15 protein-coding genes are annotated in these 14301 nt (G+C 36.0%); 5 read left to right on the top strand and 10 right to left on the bottom strand.

Annotation, left to right across the window (positions count from 1 at the left end; all coding sequences use genetic code 11):
- Positions 1-36 precede the first annotated feature (36 nt).
- A complete protein-coding gene (locus NYG85_RS07715) occupies positions 37-2361 on the top strand; it encodes a hypothetical protein (protein WP_284937905.1) in 2325 nt (774 codons plus the stop codon).
- Between the two features lie 118 nt (positions 2362-2479).
- Here NYG85_RS07715 and NYG85_RS07710 read toward each other — a convergent pair whose 3' ends face one another.
- Positions 2480-3580 (bottom strand): Mrp/NBP35 family ATP-binding protein, encoded by a 1101-nt coding sequence (locus tag NYG85_RS07710; RefSeq protein WP_284937904.1) that lies wholly within the window; start codon positions 3578-3580, stop codon positions 2480-2482.
- 105 nt (positions 3581-3685) lie between these two features.
- Between NYG85_RS07710 and NYG85_RS07705 the strand changes: the two genes are divergently transcribed.
- The 4 genes from NYG85_RS07705 to NYG85_RS07690 are packed head-to-tail and all read left to right on the top strand — an operon-like array spanning position 3686 to position 7289.
- Complete coding sequence (locus NYG85_RS07705; RefSeq protein WP_284937903.1) at positions 3686-4801, top strand: bifunctional 2-C-methyl-D-erythritol 4-phosphate cytidylyltransferase/2-C-methyl-D-erythritol 2,4-cyclodiphosphate synthase; 1116 nt, start codon at positions 3686-3688, stop codon at positions 4799-4801.
- Positions 4798-5688, top strand: a complete 891-nt coding sequence (locus NYG85_RS07700) for a response regulator (protein ID WP_284937902.1) — start codon at positions 4798-4800, stop codon at positions 5686-5688. Before NYG85_RS07705 ends, NYG85_RS07700 begins: the two co-directional genes overlap by 4 nt.
- A complete protein-coding gene (locus tag NYG85_RS07695) occupies positions 5666-6814 on the top strand; it encodes a sulfate adenylyltransferase (protein WP_284937901.1) in 1149 nt (382 codons plus the stop codon). Before NYG85_RS07700 ends, NYG85_RS07695 begins: the two co-directional genes overlap by 23 nt.
- A gap of 7 nt (positions 6815-6821) precedes the next feature.
- Positions 6822-7289: a phosphatidylglycerophosphatase A family protein gene (locus tag NYG85_RS07690; protein ID WP_284937900.1), complete on the top strand. Its 468-nt coding sequence runs from the start codon at positions 6822-6824 to the stop codon at positions 7287-7289.
- A gap of 514 nt (positions 7290-7803) precedes the next feature.
- Here NYG85_RS07690 and NYG85_RS07685 read toward each other — a convergent pair.
- The 9 genes from NYG85_RS07685 to NYG85_RS07645 form a co-directional block, all read right to left on the bottom strand.
- Complete coding sequence (locus NYG85_RS07685) at positions 7804-8256, bottom strand: hypothetical protein (protein WP_284937899.1); 453 nt, start codon at positions 8254-8256, stop codon at positions 7804-7806.
- Positions 8243-8998, bottom strand: a complete 756-nt coding sequence (locus tag NYG85_RS07680; RefSeq protein ID WP_284937898.1) for a lysophospholipid acyltransferase family protein — start codon at positions 8996-8998, stop codon at positions 8243-8245. The genes NYG85_RS07685 and NYG85_RS07680 overlap by 14 nt, the downstream gene beginning before the upstream one ends.
- Complete coding sequence (gene miaB, locus NYG85_RS07675) at positions 8982-10283, bottom strand: tRNA (N6-isopentenyl adenosine(37)-C2)-methylthiotransferase MiaB (protein WP_284937923.1); 1302 nt, start codon at positions 10281-10283, stop codon at positions 8982-8984. The genes NYG85_RS07680 and miaB overlap by 17 nt, the downstream gene beginning before the upstream one ends.
- Positions 10280-10522 (bottom strand): HP0268 family nuclease, encoded by a 243-nt coding sequence (locus NYG85_RS07670; RefSeq protein WP_284937897.1) that lies wholly within the window; start codon positions 10520-10522, stop codon positions 10280-10282. Before NYG85_RS07670 ends, miaB begins: the two co-directional genes overlap by 4 nt.
- A gap of 62 nt (positions 10523-10584) precedes the next feature.
- Positions 10585-11598, bottom strand: a complete 1014-nt coding sequence (gene pseI / locus NYG85_RS07665; protein ID WP_284937896.1) for a pseudaminic acid synthase — start codon at positions 11596-11598, stop codon at positions 10585-10587.
- Between the two features lie 2 nt (positions 11599-11600).
- Positions 11601-12317: a class I SAM-dependent methyltransferase gene (locus tag NYG85_RS07660; protein WP_284937895.1), complete on the bottom strand. Its 717-nt coding sequence runs from the start codon at positions 12315-12317 to the stop codon at positions 11601-11603.
- A 2-nt stretch (positions 12318-12319) separates the two neighbouring features.
- Entirely contained in the window at positions 12320-13123 is an 804-nt protein-coding gene (locus NYG85_RS07655) for an ATP-grasp domain-containing protein (RefSeq protein WP_284937894.1), read from the bottom strand.
- A 5-nt stretch (positions 13124-13128) separates the two neighbouring features.
- Positions 13129-13509, bottom strand: coding sequence for a hypothetical protein (locus NYG85_RS07650; RefSeq protein ID WP_284937893.1), 381 nt, complete (start codon positions 13507-13509; stop codon positions 13129-13131).
- On the bottom strand, positions 13497-14285 hold the full coding sequence (locus NYG85_RS07645) for a TIM barrel protein (protein ID WP_284937892.1): 789 nt from the start codon (positions 14283-14285) through the stop codon (positions 13497-13499). The genes NYG85_RS07650 and NYG85_RS07645 overlap by 13 nt, the downstream gene beginning before the upstream one ends.
- Between the last annotated feature and the right edge of the window lie 16 nt (positions 14286-14301).

Raw genomic sequence — 14301 nt, 5'->3', positions numbered from 1 at the left:
TGTTATAATTTTAATATTTTAATATATGGATATTTTATGAGCAATGAAGAAAAAATCAAAAAAGAAATTGCTAAGGCACTTGGCATTAATCAAAAATATATAAAATGCGACATAAATTTATCTGGAGAACATAGACCGTATGAAATTCGTAACTGGTTTATAAATGACAAAAGTGAAACCTACATTAGCATATCAAAAATAGATAGCGAAATATTTTTAAAATATAATCTTGATTTTTATAACTGTATTTTTAATGCAGATATAGAACCTTTTAATATTGAAAAACAACAAAATATTACAAACAGTGTTAGTTTTAGAGACTGTGAATTTAATAATAAAATAAAATTAACAAGCAACAATACTATAACTATACATTTTAAAGAATTGTTATTTACAAGTTGCAAAATAAATAACAATATTAACCTTATAGGGGTAGAAATAGATAGTCTTGAAATTTACCACGTTCCAAAATACTATAAAAATAATTCTATTTTTAATAAAGATATATCATTCGATGATTGCAAATTTACTAATATTAATATAAAAGATACTACTTTTAATGAAAATATAGAATTTCATGGATGTAGCAGCGAAGAAGTTAATATATGCAAAAATATCTTTCATGAGCAATTTATAGCAAAAAATCTAACAATACAAAGTAATTTTGAGCTTACCGCCTCTGAATTTTATAATTCAGTCAACTTTTCAAAATCCTATTTTGGTAAACTTTGTAGTTTCAAAAAGAATAAATTTATATCAAAAAATACTATTTTAGACTTTTCAGAAATTATTTTTGAAGATAATGCATACTTTGATGTGTGTGAATTTGGCTCTTTAGCTACTTTTCACATGTCTAGCTTTAAAAAAACAGCCTCATTTTATAAAACGAAATTTAAATATATGCCAAATTTTAGTCCCGGCGATTTTAAAGGCATACTAAATTTAAATAACACAAATTTGGGTTTTAATATTGAATTCAAAAAAATAAAAGAATATAGTCAAAAAGCCTATGGTGCAAATAGCATTGAACAAGTACAAGAAAATATTATAAATTTTCGAGATTCATTTAGAGGTATAAAACACTCTTTTTTAGAAACAAACAACTTTTTAGAAGCTCAAAAATATCACAAGGCTGAGCTTTATTGCAAGGAGATAGAGTTAGAAAATGAAATAAATAATAAGATCAATAAAAGACAACAAAAACATAAGCAAACATGTAGCAACTATACGTATTTTGCAAATATAATCACTGATTATCTCACATATTTTTTTATATGGGCATCTTTTACAGCATTTTTTACATTTATATCAATTATACTAATTATAATGATTTTAGTTTCTTGTTATTTATTTATAAAATTCAACGAATATATTATAAACACACCAACACTATGCATAGCTTTAATAATCATCTTTGGATTGTTTTTTAATAAAATAAAAATATACATGCAATCTTCAAAAGATTGCTACTATAAAAGATACTTAAGCAAAAAAATTACAAAAAGAGCACTAGATTTAACAAAATGGCTAGATTATGCAACTTTACACATATATAGAAACACGAGCGATCATCATACAAATTTTGCTAAAATTTTAAATTTTACTATTGGTATGATATCAGTATTTAGCATAGTTAGTTTCATATTATTAAAACTAGATAAGCTACTTATATACAGCTTTGATCAATATTTAGCTGCATACACTATGATAATAATCATATCTGCAATTTTATCTTTAAAACTAACATTTACAAATATTACAACAAAAGTTTGCGATTATTTTCTTGTAGTTATATTACTCACAAGTTCGTTTATTACATTAAGTGCAATTAGTTTTGCCAGCTTTATGTCAAATGTTGCATTTAGTATATTTGCATATCTCACATGTGTTTATATGTATTATTTTGCTTTTTCTAGCAAAATAATAACACTTGTATTTTTTACTAAACCTTTGATGTATATTATTTTTATTGGAACAATTATTATTAAACCAGCACTTTTAAACCCACTTTTTGGGGTATTTCAAAATGAAAATTTGGGAAGTAATAATTTAGAAACAACATTTATGTTTATGAAATATGATGAAAAAGAAAGACTTAGTAACTTTATGAATGATAACAATATAACTATAAACTTTAACAATAAAAAAGAAATTTTAAACTTAAGTAAAATAAACTTAGAAAATTTAATAAACATCTTGAAAAAGTCAGATGAAAATATGGAACTAATCAAAGCAATAAAATCGGACATATCATCACAAGACATAATACGTTCAATAAGTATTATATACACTATCATAATGCTTCTTTGCATATACTCACTAACAAAAACAGCAAGAAAAAACTCAATAATCCAAAACTAAAAAGTTTGAAAACAATCCTTAAAATTTTAACAAAGCCAAAAAACAACATCAAAATGTCGTATTGATTTTTCGTAAGATTGGCTATTGATACTATAGAATCAATAGCCTATTACCTTGCTTACCTAGAACACGCCGATTTGCCGTCCATTACTGGCTGGATTGCTGAGTTATCGGCACCGCCTTCGTTGTTGATTTTTTCTATCATCTCCCAAAGTTTTGTTGCCGCCTCTTCGTAGCGTTTTGCTGTTATGCTATTTGGCTCATAAAAGCTTACTGGCTTACCGCTATCGCCACCCACTCTAACGGCTGGCTCGATTGGAATCTCAGCCAAAATTTGCGTTTTATAAATCTTAGCAAGTGCCTCTGTCGTGCCTTTGCCAAAGATATCATACTCTTTGCCGTTATCTGGACAGATAAATCCGCTCATATTCTCAACGATACCAGCGATTGGGATGTGAAGCTTTTCAAACATATCAAGCCCACGTTTGCTATCATCAAGAGCGACTACTTGCGGAGTCGTGACACACACACCAGCCGTTACTGGCACACTTTGAGCAAGGGTTAGCTGAGCGTCGCCAGTGCCCGGAGGCATATCTAAAAACAGCACATCAAGCTCACTCCAAAGCACGTCACGAAGTAGCTGCTCAATCGCTTTCATTATCATAGAACCACGCCAAATAAGGCTCGTGCCCTCCTCCATTAAAACGCCCATACTCATCATCTCAATGCCGTGCGATAAAATCGGTTTTAGCTTACTGCCTACAACCTGCGGATTTGTGCCGACTTCGCCCAGCATTCTTGGGATATTTGGACCATAAATATCAGCATCTAAAATCCCCACTTTTTTGCCAAGTTTTGCCATTGAAATGGCTAAATTTAGCGTAGTTGTTGATTTACCCACGCCACCTTTGCCAGAGCTTACCATTACGAAATTTTTAATCTGAGGTGCAACATTTTTACCGCTCTGAGAATTACTTTTTTGCTCTGGAATTTTTGGCTGAATGATATTTATAAGAGCCTGCGCTCCGCCTAAAACACGCGAAATTTCAGCCCTAATCTCATCAGCGACCTCTTTATTTGAGCTTACAATCTCAACATCAATCTCAATCTTATCGCCCATCTCAACTCTTTTTACAAAGCCAAAGCTAACGATATCTTTTTCAAATCCCGGATAAATCACGCTTTTTAAACGCTCTAAAATCTGTTCTTTGTTTAACATTCTTTCTCCTTTAAAAATTAAGAGCTAAATTGTATCATTTTTGCCTAAATCAAATTTAAAGTTTTAAAAGTGTATAATTTCGTAACACTTTTTAAAGGAAAAATTTTGCTAGACATTACACTTGTTATGCTTGGTGCTGGCAGTGGCACACGTATGCAAATGCCCGTAAAAAAGCAGTGGTTACGCATTGATGATGATCCGCTTTGGCTTTGGGCTACAAAAAATTTGAGCAGTTTTTACACATTTAAAGATATCATTGTCGTTTCAAGCGATTGTGAGTATTCAAAAAAAATTGCACCACACTATAAATTTATAAACGGCGGCGAAACTAGACAAGAGAGCCTAAAAAATGCACTAAGTGTAGTAAATTCGGAGTTCGTGCTAGTTAGCGATATAGCTAGACCACTTATTTCAAATGAGCTTTTTTCAAAAATCATCGCAAACGCTAAAAATGCCGATTGTATCGTGCCGGTTTTAAATGTCGCTGACACAGCATATCTTGGCGAAACAGCGATAAATAGGGAGCATTTAAAGCTTATTCAAACTCCACAACTCTCACGCACACAAATGCTTAAAAAAGCACTTCAAACTAGCGAAATTTACACAGATGATAGCTCGGCTATAAAGGCGATTGGCGGTAGTGTTTGGCAAATTTTAGGCGATGAAAGAGCTAGGAAAATCACGACAAAGGCGGATTTAGCTAAGCTTAATCTAACCCCACCAGCAACGCAAAATTTCGTAGGCACCGGTTTTGATGTGCACGAATTTGCAACAGGTTATCCTTTGTGGCTTTGCGGGCAAAAGCTAGAATATGAAAAGGGTTTAAAAGCCCATAGTGACGGCGATGTGGCACTTCACGCACTAATTGACGCTATGTTTGGAGCTAGCGGGCTTGGCGATATTGGAGAGCATTTTCCAGATACTGACATAAAATACAAAGGCGCAAATTCAGCCTTGCTTTTAAAGCAGAGCTATGAAATGGCACAAAGCGTTGGCTTTGAGCTTGTAAATGCTGATATTACAATAATGGCAGAGGTACCAAAAATCTCAAAATTTAAGGCAAAAATGGAGCAAAATATAGCTGAAATTTTAGGCGTAATGCCTTGTAAAATAAATGTAAAAGCGACCACGACCGAAAAGCTTGGATTTGTCGGGCGAAAAGAGGGCATTGCTGTAATGGCGTGTGTAAATTTGAAATATTTTAACTGGGATAAAAAATGAAAGTATTAATCGTAGATAATGAAATTTATTTAGCTGGCTCAATCGCCACAAAACTCGCTGATATCGGCTACGAGTGCGATATAGCACGAAATGTAAAGGACGCTTTAAGAGATGAAAAATTTGACATAGTGTTACTTTCTACCACACTTGCTGGGCAGGATTTTTACCCAGTCATTGAGCGGTTTAAAAACTCAATCATCATACTTTTAATAACCTACATAAGCAACGACACGGTTTCAAAGCCGATAGCCGCTGGCGCTAGTGATTACATTCAAAAACCATTTATGATTGAAGAGCTTGTGCGAAAGATAAATCACTTTGTTGAATACAAAAGGCTTGAAAATACGCTAAATTCTTATCAAGACTACACTTTAAATATGTTAAATGATTTTAAAACGCCAGATATTGATTATAAAAAGCTAAAATTCCCACTGCTAATTAAAACAAACCGAATTGAATACGCCGATAGCTTTGTTTTTAACCTGATTAAAAACATCAAAAAGCCCCTAAAATACATACAAACGCAGAATTTTTTACAGGTTGAAAAAGAGCTAAAATGCTGTGAAAACGAATACGTTTATATCTCAAATCTGCAAATTTTAAACCAAAGCGAGTGCGAAAAAGTAGCACTGATTTGCCAGAAAAAAAAGGCGATTTTATCAACGACAAAGCCACTTTTATCGCTTGGGATTGACAGCTTAGAGATTGGAGTAAATGAGAGTAAATTTAAAATAGATGAAATCGTAACAATTGATGAATACATAAAGCACGTAATTAGCTCATATCAGGATAAATTCCCCGACACAGAGCTATCTAAAAAGCTAGGAATTTCACGAAAATCACTTTGGGAGAAGAGAAAAAAATATGAAATCGCAAAGAAAAAATAGCCAAATTTCTATAAATTTAGATACATTTCACACGCTTGAACTAATCAAAAATCAGGTGTTTTCAAAATTTAACAGCCTAATGAATACTAGCCAAATCAGGCTAACAAAGGGCGGTTATTTTATGGGTGAGCCGATGCCTTATCCGTTTATATTTTCGTGCGATTTTGATGATGAAAATCTGCCAAATTTGGGCGAAAATTTAGAGCTTTTGCTTGATGATAAGGTCGTGGGTTTTATAAATGTAAGCGAAATTTTTAACTCAAAAGATGAATATGAAAAAAATATTTTTAACACAAATGAGCGTAAAAATGGGCTTGGGCGTTACTGCGTGGCTGGGGAGTTTGAAATTTTTAGCGATGAAGTAAGGGCTGTAAAAAGCGACATAAACCGCATAAAAATTGAGCAAAATGCCAAAAAAATCACAGCCGTAATGCTCACTGCTGATCCGATAAATAGGGCTCACGAGCGACTTATTAGAATGGCAATTGACAAGGCTGATTTGGTTATCATTTTTTTACTTCAAACAAGTGGCGATAATCACATAAATTTTGAGCTACGAAAAATGGCAGTTGAGCATTTTATCCAAAACTACCTGCCACACAACCGCGTCGTGATTATGCCATTTCGTGCAAATATTTTTAGCTCACACAAAAATCCGACCCTTGAATGTATCGCCGCTTACAATCTTGGTGCAAACAAGCTAGTCATCGGACAAAATCACAGCGGTATTGGTATGTTTTTTGACCAAAACCAGCCCCACACGATATTTGATAGATACATAAATGATTTAAAAATGGAGATTATCGTCCTGCCAGAGCTGGTTTATTGCAATCAATGTAAAACGATTGTCAGCACTAAAACCTGCCCGCACGGCTCACATCATCACATAAAATACAAGACCGACACGATAAAATCACTACTTTTTAACGGCATTATGCCACCTACGATTTTAGTTCGCTCAGATATTTCAGCCATTATTTTATCACGCCTTTATCCAAATAGATTTAAGGATATTCAGGGGCTTTGTGATGAGCTGTTTTCAAACTCTGGGTTGCTTGAAAAGCGCGATGAGTGCGACTTTTACAAAGAGCTGATGAGACTTTATCAGACCTCATCTTTGACGTGAGATAGCGATGATTAGGCTGTTTATTACATTTTTTTATGTTGGTTTAATCCCCTTTGCACCAGGCACTTTTGGGTCTATCGCTGGGGCTGTTGTGGCGTATTTTGTGCTGGTTTTTTTCTCATCAACCACGCTTTTTTTAGCCACGATTTTAATCACTCTGCTTGGCGTGAGCGCGATAAATTCATACGAAAAGGCTACAAATTCGCACGATCATAAAAGCATTGTTATTGATGAGGTCGCTGGGGTTTGGCTAAGCATTGTTTTAAGCGGTGCCACGCTCACGCAAATGGCACTTTCCCTCGTGTTTTTTAGAATTTTTGACATTTTAAAGCCCTCAATCATCGGACGAATTGATAAAAATGTCGGCGGCGGACTTGGCGTAATGGGCGATGATATCGTGGCTGGATTTTTTGCTGGGATTATGAGTGCTTTGTGTTACGGCGTGATGATGAAATTTGGCTTTGTTTTGCCTTGATTTTATTTAAAATTTTGTTAAACAAGGTTTGATTTTGCTTTAAAATTTAAAACGTAAAGCATTTTATCAAAGGTGCTAATTTTGGTAACAAAAGCAACTTGCCATTGTTTAAAATTTAGCTCATTTTTAGGCATTTAAAGCTATTTGTCGCTTAAACCTTATTATTAATTAGGTTTTTTGTCAATGAATTACATTAAAATTTAGTTTTATTTTACCTTGATTTAAAAATATGTGTTAGTGTAAATTTTGATTAAACAAAGCTTTTGCTTGACTTAAAAATTTACTATATTTTGTTTTTTTGTGTGATTTTTTATGTGCTAAATCGCTTTATAATTTTACAATAAAAACGCACTAAATAGCTCATTTTTAGGCGTTTATTATTTGATTTGTCGTAGGTTGAAATTTTGCTGGGATTTTAAACGATTTGTATTATAAAGTTATACTAAAATTTAACTTTGATTTATAATTTAAAACATTAAACAATCAAATTTTTAAAATCCTACTCTGATTTAATTTACTCGCTAAACAGCTCATCTTTTAGCCGTTTAAAGTCGCTCATCATTTCACTTGCCTTCTTATAAAGATTTGTGCCTTTAACCTCCTTTAAACGGCTAAAATCATCAATCATAATCTCGCACATAAGGCGAATTCGCTCCCTGTCAGCACCGCTTACAAAAGCACTAGCCATAGCCCTGATTTTTGCCATATACTCATCGCCAAGCCCCAAATACTCGCTAATCCTTAACGCATCTTTGCTCTGCCTAAGAAGCGTCATCGCTAGGCGGTTGTATCTGTCTAGCTCGTATGCCTTTTGGCTAAAATCGTAAGCTTTTTTAAAGTCTTGCATTTGGTAGTAAAATTTTGCCTTAAACGCTAGCTGATACGAGCTATCCGTGCTTAGAAAAAACCAGCAAATTAGCACGATAACGATACCTAAAAGGGCTGAGAGTGTCTTATTTAGTAGCATTTTTTTCTATTAGCTCTTTAAAATCATCTAAATTTCGTGGATTTTTGTGTAAGTTTTTAGCCCACCACGCCTTTAAATTACTGGTAAAATCCGCCTTTTGCTCACTCACGCTTTTATCACTTATCTCCCAAAGTTTAAGCTGGATTAGCTCTTTTGCTTCATCTAAACTAAGCCCTGCCACGCTAAATGGCGATGAGAGCGTGAAATTTATGGTGCTAAATGGTTTTGGGATTATCATCTTATCCCAGCTTTTAAGCTGCCAAAAGCTACTTGCTTCGTAGTTTAGGGCGTAAATTTCGCTACCGGTCTTTTGTGCCACCGCAACAGCGCCGTCTGCCACGCTATGTCTTGGGCCTCTTGGGCCATCTGGCGTGATGATTACGTCTGTGCCGTTTTTTATCTCTTTAATAGCGTTTATTAGCACCTTTGCACCGCCTTTTGAGCTACTGCCCCTAAGTGTGCCAATACCAAAAAATTTTATGATTCTAGTGATTATCTCGCCGTCTTTGTGGTCGCTTATGATCACCTTGCCACTTCGGTTATTTTCGCTCCAAAATTTCAAATACGCATAGCTCATAAAAGCAAGCCTGCCGTGCCAAAATACGACAACGGCTGGTTTTTGCTTAAATTCTCCGTGATAGGTTTTTTTGCAGGTTAAAAAGATTAGCTTGATTAAAAAAAGCACCGCATAAACGCTAAAATTTATAAAAATCTTGCGTTTAATATCACGCCAAATTCCCATAAAGCACCATACGTTTTGGGTTATCAACCTTGACTTTTAGCGTCTTGCCAAGTAGCTCCTCACTGCCCTGCACTTGCACTAAAAAGTTATTAAAACTACGCCCAGCCACACCACCATTTGCACGAAGCTCCTCAAAATAGACATCAAAAATTTTGCCATTTTGCGCTTTTACGATCTCATCTAAAATTTCATTGTGGCGATTTTGCAAGTGAGTTAATCTAGCCGAAGCCACATTTTCAGGGATTTGATTGCCAAATTCCGCTGCTTTTGTGAGCGGACGTGGCGAGTATTTAAAGCTAAAAATTTGCTCAAATCTAACCTTTTCAATCACGTCCATTGTATCAGCAAACTCAGCGTCGCTCTCACCAGGAAATGCCACGATTATATCAGTTGAAATGCTTACATTTGGAGCTAGCGAGCGAAGTTTTAGGGCGCGGTCTAAAAACCACTCCTTTGTATAGCCACGCTTCATCTCACGCAAAACCTTGGTGTTACCGCTTTGAAGTGGCATATGCATTGACTTGCAAATTTTAGGATTTTTGCTAAACACTTCTAAAAATTTATCGTCCATATGAAGTGGATGAGGGCTTGTAAAACGAATACGCTCAACGCCGTCAATCTCGCTAAGTCTAACCAAAAGGTCGCTAAAATCAACCTTTTCGTGAGCGTTTGAGAAGCGTTTGCCGTAGTTATTTACGTTTTGTCCTAGCAAAAATATCTCTTTTGCACCGCTTTGTGCTGCCTTTTTAGCTTCGCTTAAAATTAGGCTCATTGGGATTGAAATTTCATCGCCCCTTGTGTGAGGGACTATGCAGTAGGTGCATTTTTTATCGCAACCTATTGAGATATTTATGTATGATTTAAATGGTGAACCGCGAAAATCCCCAAAAGCGTAGTCACTCTCATCGTAGTTTATATCGGTGCTTACGAATTTTGGCGTATTTACAGCAGTCGTTATCTTGCTTATATTTCTAGCACCCAAAACAAAATCAACATAAGGTGCTTTTTTAAAAATTTCACTGCCTAAATGCGAAGCCGTGCAACCGCAAACGCCGATTTTCGCACCAGCCTTTTTTGCCTTTTCAAACGCCCCAACCTCGCTAAAAAGCTTATGCACTGGCTTTTCTCTAACCGAGCAGGTATTTATTAAAATCAAATCCGCTTCGCCGATATCTTCGGTTAATTCGTAATTTTCTTTCTCTTTTAGCTCGGCGATGATATGCTCACTATCACGCACATTCATCGCGCAGCCTAAGGTCTGTATAAAAAGCTTTTTACTCATTATAAAATATGCACTTCATACATATAGTCGTTCTCGTCAAGTCCGTATTTTACGACTCTGTGATAGACGCTTAGCCCTTTTTCTTCAAAAAACTCAACCAAAGCGATTAGCTGTTTGTGGCTGTTTTCTTTGTCAAAGTAAAAAATTTTCTGTCCCTCTTTGCTTACTGATTGTTCTATTTTATCCAGGCTGATTGCTTTTGGCTTTGCATTTAGCTCAGTTCTTGCAAGTTTTAACTCCATTTTCTATCCTTTCTTTTTGCTTATAAACTTGTGAATATAGCAAAATCATCATAAAAAACGCATTAAAGCTCAACATCTTCAAATTTTAAAGGCGTTGCAAAAGCCAAATCTCGCTTTGCTCTTTTGCCTAAAATTTCATCGTAATGGCGAGGGTGAAGCCCATTTGAGGGGCGGACTGAACGCAAATTTTCTGGCGTGAAAATTTCGCCCTTTTTCATATCTTTTGCCACAAAAAGCGACCTTGCACTTTTGCGGTTTTTAAGATTTATGCTGTAATCAACCTTGCCAAGTGCTAGGGCTGCATTTTTTACCGCCAAGCTCATTGCCTTAAATTCATCATAATTTAGCGAAAATCCGCTATCTTCGCCACCAAGCGACCTATCAATCGTAAAGTGCTTTTCTATCACGCTAACGCCAAGTGCCGTCGCTACAACTGGCACTTCAAGGCTCATTGAGTGATCGCTTAATCCGACCTTTACGCCAAGTGGGGTTAGTTTTTCTAACATATCTTTAATGGTAAGTAAATTCATCTGCTCAATCTTAGCTGGGTAGCTTGAAGTGCATTTTAGTATCGTAATGTCGTTGTTACCGACCTTTTTACAAGCCTCAATCGCCTCTAAAATTTCATCAAAGCTTGAAATTCCAGCCGAAATTATCATCGGTTTTTTAAATTTAGCAGCATAAGAGATTAACGGATAGTCAATGGCTTCAAACGAGGCAATTTTATACATTGGCACGTCTATGCTCTCTAAAAAATCAACCGCACTAAAATCAAACGGCGTTGAGAAAAAGCCGATGCCAACGCTCTTTGCATACTCGCTAAGCTCTCTTTGCCACTGCCACGGCGTGTATGCCTTTGAGTAAAGCTCATAAAGGCTCTGCCCAGCCCAAAGTCCGTCATCTTGGGTCATAAAGATCTCATCTTTTGAATTTAGCGTAATCGTATCAGCGGTGTAGGTTTGAATTTTTACAGCGTCAGCCCCAGCGTCTTTTGCGGATTTTATGATTTTTAGGGCTAAGCTCTTATCTCCGCAGTGATTTGCCGACATTTCAGCGATTATAAATGGTCGTTTCATCTTTAATCCTTTTTAGCTCTTACTATCCAAAATGAGTTGAAAATTTTGCCATTATTTTGAGTAAATTCCTCTTTATCAATGCTTAAAATTTTAAGCCCAGATTTGCTAAAAATCTCATTTAAATCATCAAGCGAGTAAAACGAATATGTCAAATTTTCGTGGCTTTTTCTCGTGATTTTATAGATATTTTCGCCGATTTTTATGGCTTCATTTTTAAGTCCGTCAGTGTCGCTTCTAAGGTTTATAAATACCTCGCCACCGCTTTTTAGCTGTGATTTAAAATCAATTAATAATTTTAATGCCAAATCCTTATGATAAAGGTGCAAAACGCCCCAGCAAAGCACGGCATCAGCCTGAACGCTGCCTAAAATTTCGCCTAAATTTCTGCCCTCATTGGAGTAAAGCTCTAATTGACCATCATTTAGCAAATATTTACCCTGTTTAAACTGGCTTAGCTCATCTATCACGCCAAATTTTAGAGCAGTTAGCGCAAGCGGAGAGGTGTTAATATCAATGCCAATTAGCCGTTTTGAGCCTTTGTTTGCAAAGGCTAAAAGGTGCCTGCCAGTCGCACAGCCAAAGTCAATCACGCAGGGCGGTTTAGTCGTAGCTGCAAACCTAGCCACCGCTTCGTGCGGATAGATAAGGTCGCCACTAACGGCAAGTTTGTCCCATAATTTAATCTGCTCACTATAAAATCCAAAGTCGTTGTTTAACATTTTTATACCTTTTTGAAATTTTTCATCAACTCATTTGCGTTTTTCACGCACTCATCTTTATCGCTCCCCAAAAGCACCGCAAAGCCCCTATTCATAATGCTTTTGCCGTCTTTTACTTGATTAAAAATCGCCTGTTTGTTAAACTCATATTTAGCGATTTTTAGCTCATTTTTTAAGGCGTTAAAATCGGGTGCCTTGACGCTAAAATCAAAGTCAAAATACTTAATAATGGCTTGTTTATAAAATTTTGGCGTAAAATCAAAGGGCAAATTTTGCATAAAATTTAGCCACTCATCAACCACGCTAACCCCAGTTACTAGCGGGACAAAGGTGCTACTTAAATAGTGTCCGCTTGGGCGTGGGGCTAGTTCAATGATAAAAACCGAGCCATCATCTTTTAAAATCACATCGGCATTTATTAGAGAATTTTTAATCCCAAGCCGATTTATCACCTCTTGAATGTGTAAAGAAATGGCTAAAATCTCGCTCACAGCGATATTTGCCACGCACTGGCGATACGGATATGGGGTTAGAATTTTCTCACGCATTAAAATGTTTTTAAAAATACCATTTAACACGACGCCATCAACGCCGATTTCGGTGCCAAGCACCAAATTTTCAGCCAAAAAGTCCTCTTTAAAAATATCAATCTCGCTTAAAATTTTATCAAATTCATCTTTATTAAAACACACCCTGACATCTCTGCTACCACTGCCAAATCGTGGTTTGATGACGAGTGGGAATTCTTTTGGCGTGAAATTTTTGCTAATAATTTGGCAGTTTATGTTTCGCAAATTTTGCTTCATTTTGCCTATTTTGTCCCTAAAAACGCCTCGCACCCCCCCCCATTTAGAGCGTTGTGAAAGGCGAGTTTATCGGTGCAAAGGTTAAGCGTATTAAAATCATCGGTGTTTTTAATCTTAAAATGCTCATTTATCGTGCCCGTTGTGATTAAAAATCTGCCAATTGGCACTGGCAGGACAAATAGCGGTTTTAGGCGGTTTTGGTTTAAAATTTCAATGATATTTTGTGGGTCTTTAATGTCGCAAACAAAGCCAAAATCGGCGATTTTTAGTCCAGCTGCCTTGCTATCGCCGTCAAACGCTGCCACTTTTAAGCCGCGATTTTGTGCTACCTTTATCGCAAAAATACTCTCAACACTAGCCCCAATTACAACCGCTACATCTTGCATAAAATTCCCTTTAAAAAATTGCTATCTTGCACAAAATCATCTAAATTTTCACTGCTATTTTTGTTTGTTTCAATGGCAATTGGCTTTGTTTTATCAATAATTTTTGCGATTTTTTCAAAATCAAAACTCCCCTCGCCAAAGTTTAAGTGTGCATCAAAAACGCTGGTACTATCGTTATCACTTAGATGATAAACGGCTGGTTTTAGTGAGTTTAAAAGCTCTAAATAGCCGTAAATTTCAAGCCCCTGATAGTTTGCACTGCAAATTGCGTGTCCGATATCAAGGCATATTTTAACGCCAGTTTGAGCCGTGATTTTTTCTAAATCGCTAAATTTTGAGCCGACGCAAAAAAGCTCTTTTTTATCCTTTGTAGGCACGATAAATGGCTTGTTTTCAATGATAAAATCATATTTTTGCCTAAGGCGTGAGATTTGATAAATGCTCTCATCAACGCTCCCGCCAATGCCCGGATGAAAAAGCGTGTAAAATGCGTCTAAGCTTTTAGCCCAAAAAAATGCCTCATCTGCCATTTTTTCATTACTCTCACGCTTAGATTTATTTGAAAAATCAAGCGAATGCGAAAAGTGCGGTGCGTGAATGGCAAATGGAATTTCTAGCTCATCTTTTAGCTCTTGCCACATTGGCAAAAACTGGGCTGTATTTGGCAAGGCATAAAGCTCAATGTAGCCAAAAATTCCAGCCCTGTAAAGCTGTTTAGCAGGTAAAATGTAGTTTTGATTGTGCGACCAAAGTTTAAGTCCGAGATTGTTTTTCATACCCCTGCCTTTGAAA

It is taken from the genome of Campylobacter gastrosuis (assembly GCF_030249845.1).
Classification (GTDB): domain Bacteria; phylum Campylobacterota; class Campylobacteria; order Campylobacterales; family Campylobacteraceae; genus Campylobacter_A; species Campylobacter_A gastrosuis.
Note: the sequence above shows the minus strand (reverse complement) of the source record. Positions and strands in the feature narration are given on the sequence as shown.

Excerpts from the sequence above, each read along its gene's own strand:
- NYG85_RS07715 (WP_284937905.1), top strand. The coding sequence starts at position 37 with ATGAGCAATGAAGAAAAAATCAAAAAAGAAATTGCTAAGGCACTTGGC.
- NYG85_RS07710 (WP_284937904.1), bottom strand. The coding sequence starts at position 3,580 with ATGTTAAACAAAGAACAGATTTTAGAGCGTTTAAAAAGCGTGATTTAT.
- NYG85_RS07700 (WP_284937902.1), top strand. The coding sequence starts at position 4,798 with ATGAAAGTATTAATCGTAGATAATGAAATTTATTTAGCTGGCTCAATC.
- NYG85_RS07695 (WP_284937901.1), top strand. The coding sequence starts at position 5,666 with ATGAAATCGCAAAGAAAAAATAGCCAAATTTCTATAAATTTAGATACA.
- NYG85_RS07690 (WP_284937900.1), top strand. The coding sequence starts at position 6,822 with ATGATTAGGCTGTTTATTACATTTTTTTATGTTGGTTTAATCCCCTTT.
- NYG85_RS07685 (WP_284937899.1), bottom strand. The coding sequence starts at position 8,256 with ATGCTACTAAATAAGACACTCTCAGCCCTTTTAGGTATCGTTATCGTG.
- NYG85_RS07680 (WP_284937898.1), bottom strand. The coding sequence starts at position 8,998 with ATGGGAATTTGGCGTGATATTAAACGCAAGATTTTTATAAATTTTAGC.
- NYG85_RS07670 (WP_284937897.1), bottom strand. The coding sequence starts at position 10,522 with ATGGAGTTAAAACTTGCAAGAACTGAGCTAAATGCAAAGCCAAAAGCA.
- pseI (WP_284937896.1), bottom strand. The coding sequence starts at position 11,598 with ATGAAACGACCATTTATAATCGCTGAAATGTCGGCAAATCACTGCGGA.
- NYG85_RS07660 (WP_284937895.1), bottom strand. The coding sequence starts at position 12,317 with ATGTTAAACAACGACTTTGGATTTTATAGTGAGCAGATTAAATTATGG.
- NYG85_RS07655 (WP_284937894.1), bottom strand. The coding sequence starts at position 13,123 with ATGAAGCAAAATTTGCGAAACATAAACTGCCAAATTATTAGCAAAAAT.
- NYG85_RS07650 (WP_284937893.1), bottom strand. The coding sequence starts at position 13,509 with ATGCAAGATGTAGCGGTTGTAATTGGGGCTAGTGTTGAGAGTATTTTT.
- NYG85_RS07645 (WP_284937892.1), bottom strand. The coding sequence starts at position 14,285 with ATGAAAAACAATCTCGGACTTAAACTTTGGTCGCACAATCAAAACTAC.